The 4,572-nt window shown below is 35.8% G+C and carries 6 protein-coding genes and 2 pseudogenes; 3 read left to right on the forward strand and 5 right to left on the reverse strand.

The features are described 5' to 3' along the window. Positions 1 to 245: 245 nt before the first annotated feature. Positions 246 to 452 carry a hypothetical protein gene (locus IM477_RS04865; protein WP_081310248.1) on the forward strand — a complete coding sequence of 69 codons (207 nt, stop codon included), beginning with the start codon at positions 246 to 248 and terminating at the stop codon, positions 450 to 452. Positions 453 to 454: 2 nt separating this feature from the next. Further along, positions 455 to 742 carry a type II toxin-antitoxin system RelE/ParE family toxin gene (locus tag IM477_RS04870; protein ID WP_190723827.1) on the forward strand — a complete coding sequence of 96 codons (288 nt, stop codon included), beginning with the start codon at positions 455 to 457 and terminating at the stop codon, positions 740 to 742. Positions 743 to 814: 72 nt separating this feature from the next. Here the strand turns inward: IM477_RS04870 and IM477_RS04875 are convergent, their stop codons facing one another. The 4 genes and pseudogenes from IM477_RS04875 to IM477_RS04890 form a co-directional block, all read right to left on the reverse strand. Next, the gene (locus IM477_RS04875; RefSeq protein ID WP_287730764.1) at positions 815 to 2,185 is read right to left on the reverse strand and encodes a helix-turn-helix domain-containing protein; all 1,371 of its coding nucleotides are present in this window, start codon (positions 2,183 to 2,185) and stop codon (positions 815 to 817) included. A gap of 246 nt (positions 2,186 to 2,431) precedes the next feature. Next, positions 2,432 to 2,572, reverse strand: a pseudogene (locus tag IM477_RS04880) (type II toxin-antitoxin system VapC family toxin); the annotation flags it as partial. Next, positions 2,559 to 2,831: a hypothetical protein gene (locus IM477_RS04885; protein ID WP_002761103.1), complete on the reverse strand. Its 273-nt coding sequence runs from the start codon at positions 2,829 to 2,831 to the stop codon at positions 2,559 to 2,561. The gene IM477_RS04885 and the pseudogene IM477_RS04880, both read right to left, overlap by 14 nt. Positions 2,832 to 3,105: 274 nt before the next feature. Then, positions 3,106 to 3,531, reverse strand: coding sequence for a DUF29 family protein (locus IM477_RS04890; RefSeq protein ID WP_287730766.1), 426 nt, complete (start codon positions 3,529 to 3,531; stop codon positions 3,106 to 3,108). Between the two features lie 585 nt (positions 3,532 to 4,116). Between IM477_RS04890 and IM477_RS04895 the strand changes: the two genes are divergently transcribed. After that, positions 4,117 to 4,464: a hypothetical protein gene (locus tag IM477_RS04895; RefSeq protein WP_287730768.1), complete on the forward strand. Its 348-nt coding sequence runs from the start codon at positions 4,117 to 4,119 to the stop codon at positions 4,462 to 4,464. Here the strand turns inward: IM477_RS04895 and IM477_RS04900 are convergent. Then, positions 4,451 to 4,572 (reverse strand): annotated as a pseudogene (locus tag IM477_RS04900) (IS630 family transposase); the annotation flags it as partial. The gene IM477_RS04895 and the pseudogene IM477_RS04900 sit on opposite strands and share 14 nt — an antisense overlap.

Raw genomic sequence — 4,572 nt, forward strand, 5'->3', positions numbered from 1 at the left:
CCCAAATCGTGAGGTTTGGGAATCACCGTCCGTTTACGGCGGTGAGGATGTCAAAATAAGATAAATTTGGCTCTCTTAGGTTTGGTGGGTAAAATGTATTCTAAGATACAGTCCTGGTGACGAGCGAGTGGAGCAAACCACAAAGACACAAAGGACACAAAGATTGATCGCTCCTATATAAGTTAAACTGATCACACAAAGAATAAGAGATCCCAGGTTTTGATCGAGAGTTAAGAGGTAAAATGATGACTTTGCAAGAAATGATCAAATCTTTTGAGAATTTATCAGAGGATGAACAGGAGTCATTGTTAGAGATTTTGTGTCAATATAGAGCCAAAGCAAGAGAAAGAGAAATTTTAGCTAATTTTAAGGAATTGAAAGAGGCGATCGCTACTGGAACGGCCAGAAGGGGAACCGTAGAAGATTTGATTGCTGATTTGAATGAGGATTAACAATGGATTTAATATGGAGTGATGGGTTTAAGCGTTCGTTTAAGAAGCTAATCAAGAAAAATACCCAGTTAAAACCTAAAATTTTCGATGTACTTAGAAAACTGGCAGAAGACCCATTTACACTGTCTTTAAAAACCCATAAGTTAAGTGGTAATTTAGAAGGGTTATGGTCTTGTACTGTAGCTTACGATTGTCGAATTATTTTTAGTTTTTCGGAAGATGGAGAATATTTAGAAGTCATCATCTTGTTAATTGATATTGGTAGTCACGATCAGGTGTATAGAAAATAGGATAGACTGGAAAGCGATCCTGCGGGTTTCTGCGTTGCGGTACATATATATTTATAATAAGATAAATTTTTCCTAATCGTTAGGATTTCTTTTAAGATAGGATTTAAACACAGGATTAATAGGAAAATAGGACGAGGTTTCTGATGGTAATTTATCCAGTAAACAGCGTCTCATTAATGACTGAATAGTTGCCCAAAATTCAGAAGTAGATAAGTCAAGATTAGCAGTTTTGGGAAACTTTTCTACCGCTTCAGTTTGATTAGCTAACCAGTGCATCACCTTTTTTTCTGTTGCGGATAAACGCTGTAAATGACATTCGATCGAGTCTTCCATATCCCCTAAATAAATTTCATTTTTCATTTGTTCTAAAAATAAGGATACTTCTCCATCAAATAGTTCAATAATGGTTGAGGAGATGATATTTAACCAGTTAGGATGACCTTGATAAAGTTCCCTCAGTTCCGTCCATTTCTCCTCATTTTTTAAACCGTATTCTTTGAAGATTTCTTCAAATTCTGTCGTTAAACCTTGCAGGTATAAAGTTTTAATTTTATCGGATTTTAAGGTGACAAAATCTCTGGGAAGTTCCCAACTAATTAAAATCAAGCAACTTTGATGAGATGTGGTAGCAATTTGCTGAAAAAATTTATGATAATCCTGACAGTCGTTTAAATATTTACCTGCTAATTCCCCCGGTTTAAAAATATTCTGCACATCATCAAGAATAATTAAACAACGATAGGAGCTTAGATAATCTATTATATCGGGTAAGGGGGTTGATAGAGATTGGCTGAAAAACTGTTTTAGATCATCTTTGAGAGCGATTAATTGAGGAATATTTTCCAGACTGCGATAAATAATATAATCAAATTGTGGGGCAATTTCTGAAACTAATTTAAGGGTTAAAGCTGTTTTTCCAATTCCACTTAACCCATAAATGGTAATTAATCGAGTTTTATTATCTAGCCATTCTTTTAAGGTTGATATTTCTAACTTACGTCCATAGTTATACCTTAATTCAGGAGCTTTTGTTAGGTCAATTATGGGGGATTGATGACCATTATCTGGAAAATTTGAAGACTTTTTTAAGTTGTTTTCTGAATAGAGGTTATTTTCTCTACAGATATTAACACGACTATTGCTAATATTATTACCATGATGGTTAACAAAGTGATAAATAATAGATGAAGCTTTAGTTTCTAAAATAGAACGAACATTAGACTTTTTTATATCTTCTTGAAAAACATCAGATAACAGTTGCCATAACTTCCATGCTTCTTTTTTTATATGGTCATAACTGCGCTGATTATCTTTGGCAATTTCTTCGTAATCTTGATGTTTCCAAATACCCTGTAAGATAGATTCTTGCAACGAATCAAGATGTTTACCGGTTTTGTCTAATACCTGTTTATCAGTCCATTCTAAAAGGGTTTGAATATCCATATAAGTAAGTGATAGAACATTTGTATTGCTGGTTGGGATAAGGGAACATATTTTAGTTTTCTCGTTTTTTTATCAGACTAATAATCATTTTACTTTACTCTTGCAAAATATCAACTATTATTTTATCTCTTTTTGCTCACCTCATCCTATCCGTCCAGATAGGAGAAGATAAGTTTCTAATTTATGAATTGAACCCTGCGCTATATTTAAAAATCTGACATATTCGCTACGGACTACTACGGACTGATGACAACTTTCTGTTAAAACACACCAAGTTGTAATTAGGGGTTGAGAAGAATACTGTGCTAAGGTTTGCTGTGCTATTAGATGATATTGATCTTTATTGTTAAATAAAGCCACCCAGAACCCAGTATCAACGATGATCATATTTAGCTTTTAATCCTTCTTTGAGAACGGATTTATAATTAGTAGAAAGGTCGGATTCTGCACTAATACAACCGATTAATCCAGATTCTTTTAAAATGTCTAGGGTACTTTGAGCTTCAGGGTTTATTTTTGCTGCAATCTCTGGCTTTTTTGCTAAAGAATAGCGTTTTTTTAATAACTCAATAAAATCAATCAGTAAGTTTTGTGCTTCTTCAGGTAATTGGTTAATATCTTGTTGAATTTGTTCTAAGTTAATCATTAATTGTCCTCCGTTAAGGTTTTTAAATAGGCTGCTAATCTTTAAGCAACATAACGAATAATTTTGACTTCTGCTACCGTCGGTTGGATTGACCCAAGGAAACTAAAGTAGGTTGGGTTGACGTAAGGAAACCCAACTATAGACCCAAGGAAACCCAACAAAAAGCAATGAGAGGAGGAGAGCGCCGATTCAGACGGATTTAGGTGTTGGGTGTTGGGTTTCGCTTTTCCTGACATTTAAACCTCCTGATTTGTTTCCGACTGTACCCTGTTACTTAATCGATTAATATTAATTCCAATGCTTGATTAATAATTTTATTTTTATCAATCATAGCTTCAATTTCTTCTGGTTGATATATACCCTCAAAAGCTTCTAATGCCGCTTGTCTTAAAGCCGAAGAATAAGCATCATCTAAGGTTTCTTTTAATTCTTCTATTGTTAGATAATTTCCTCCAGTTTTACGTCGTTGATTAATGCGTTGAATCTGTCGAACAGAATTAGAAATAGAGGTTTCCCATGAGCGGGTACTGCGTTTTTCTGCTTGCTGTTTAATCAGATGTAATAGAACAATAATACTAAAGCTAAAAATCTTATTGAGCTTATCATCTTTGCTCATTTCTGTCATTTCCTCTACCAAAATCAAGGCATCGGGAATATTGCCAGCTAGTAATAGATTTTTTAACTCTAATAATTCTTCCATTTTTTGCCTTTTTTTACTGATTAACCTCTTGATTTAGTAATTTGTTCTGCATTTAAATTAACCCAAGTTGCTAGTTATAAGCTTCGCTAGTTCGATCCCCCTAAATCCCCCTTAAAAAGGGGGACTTTGAGTCTGGTTCCCTCCTTAAAAAGGGAGACTTTGAGTCTGGTTCCTTCCTTAAAAAGGGGGACTTTGAGTCTGGTTCCCTCCTTAAAAAGGGAGACTTTGAGTCTGGTTCCCTCCTTAAAAAGGGGGACTTTGAGTCTGTTTCCCTCCTTAGAAAGGGCGACTTTGAGTCTGGTTCCTTCCTTAAAAAGAGGGACTTTGAGTCTGGTTCCTTCCTTAAAAAGGGAGACTTTGAGTCTGGTTCCCCCCTTTTCAAGGGGGGCTAGGGGGGATCGAACCTAAAAATCAAATTTAGCCTTTTTTATGATCCTTGCCCTCCTTTTTGTCACTAAATCCCACTTTATCCCACAAAAATTATTGTATCAGAAAATCCAAAATGGCCACAAATTCCCACAGACAAAACCAAAGTGAACATCTAGATTGTAAGAATCACTTAGTTTTTTGGAGTCTTATCAGGTTATGAACAAGATACTAGCTAATTGTATCAGCTTAGGGATCGGATTGGGTGCGATCGGGGTGGCTTTCCAGGCACAAGCCGCCTCTTTTCAGGGGTTAGGAGACTTATCTGGGGGGAGTTTCAATAGCGTAGCTTATGGAGTATCAGCAGATGGGTCTGTTATTGTTGGTTCTGGCAATAGTGCTAATGGTACTGAAGCATTCCGTTGGACACAAGGGACGGGGATGCTTGGACTAGGGTACTTACCAGCGCCACCTTGTGTCACATGGACGGAGATTCCATATTGCCCAGAGCAGCAAAAATCTAGCAGTGCTTCAGGAGTAAGCTTTTACGCATTTAAGTTACATTGACAGCATTACCCTTATTTTTAAGTTTTCTACTCCATTTAATAATCAATCCCCCTTCATTTAAAAGCTGATTGACTACTTTTTCCAGTTCTTCTTTATTTTCAAATTCTC

The organism is Microcystis sp. M090S1, assembly GCF_020246295.1.
GTDB classification, from domain to species: Bacteria; Cyanobacteriota; Cyanobacteriia; order Cyanobacteriales; family Microcystaceae; genus Microcystis; species Microcystis aeruginosa.

Excerpts from the sequence above, each read along its gene's own strand:
- IM477_RS04865 (WP_081310248.1), top strand. The coding sequence starts at position 246 with ATGACTTTGCAAGAAATGATCAAATCTTTTGAGAATTTATCAGAGGAT.
- IM477_RS04870 (WP_190723827.1), top strand. The coding sequence starts at position 455 with ATGGATTTAATATGGAGTGATGGGTTTAAGCGTTCGTTTAAGAAGCTA.
- IM477_RS04875 (WP_287730764.1), bottom strand. The coding sequence starts at position 2,185 with ATGGATATTCAAACCCTTTTAGAATGGACTGATAAACAGGTATTAGAC.
- IM477_RS04885 (WP_002761103.1), bottom strand. The coding sequence starts at position 2,831 with ATGATTAACTTAGAACAAATTCAACAAGATATTAACCAATTACCTGAA.
- IM477_RS04890 (WP_287730766.1), bottom strand. The coding sequence starts at position 3,531 with ATGGAAGAATTATTAGAGTTAAAAAATCTATTACTAGCTGGCAATATT.
- IM477_RS04895 (WP_287730768.1), top strand. The coding sequence starts at position 4,117 with ATGAACAAGATACTAGCTAATTGTATCAGCTTAGGGATCGGATTGGGT.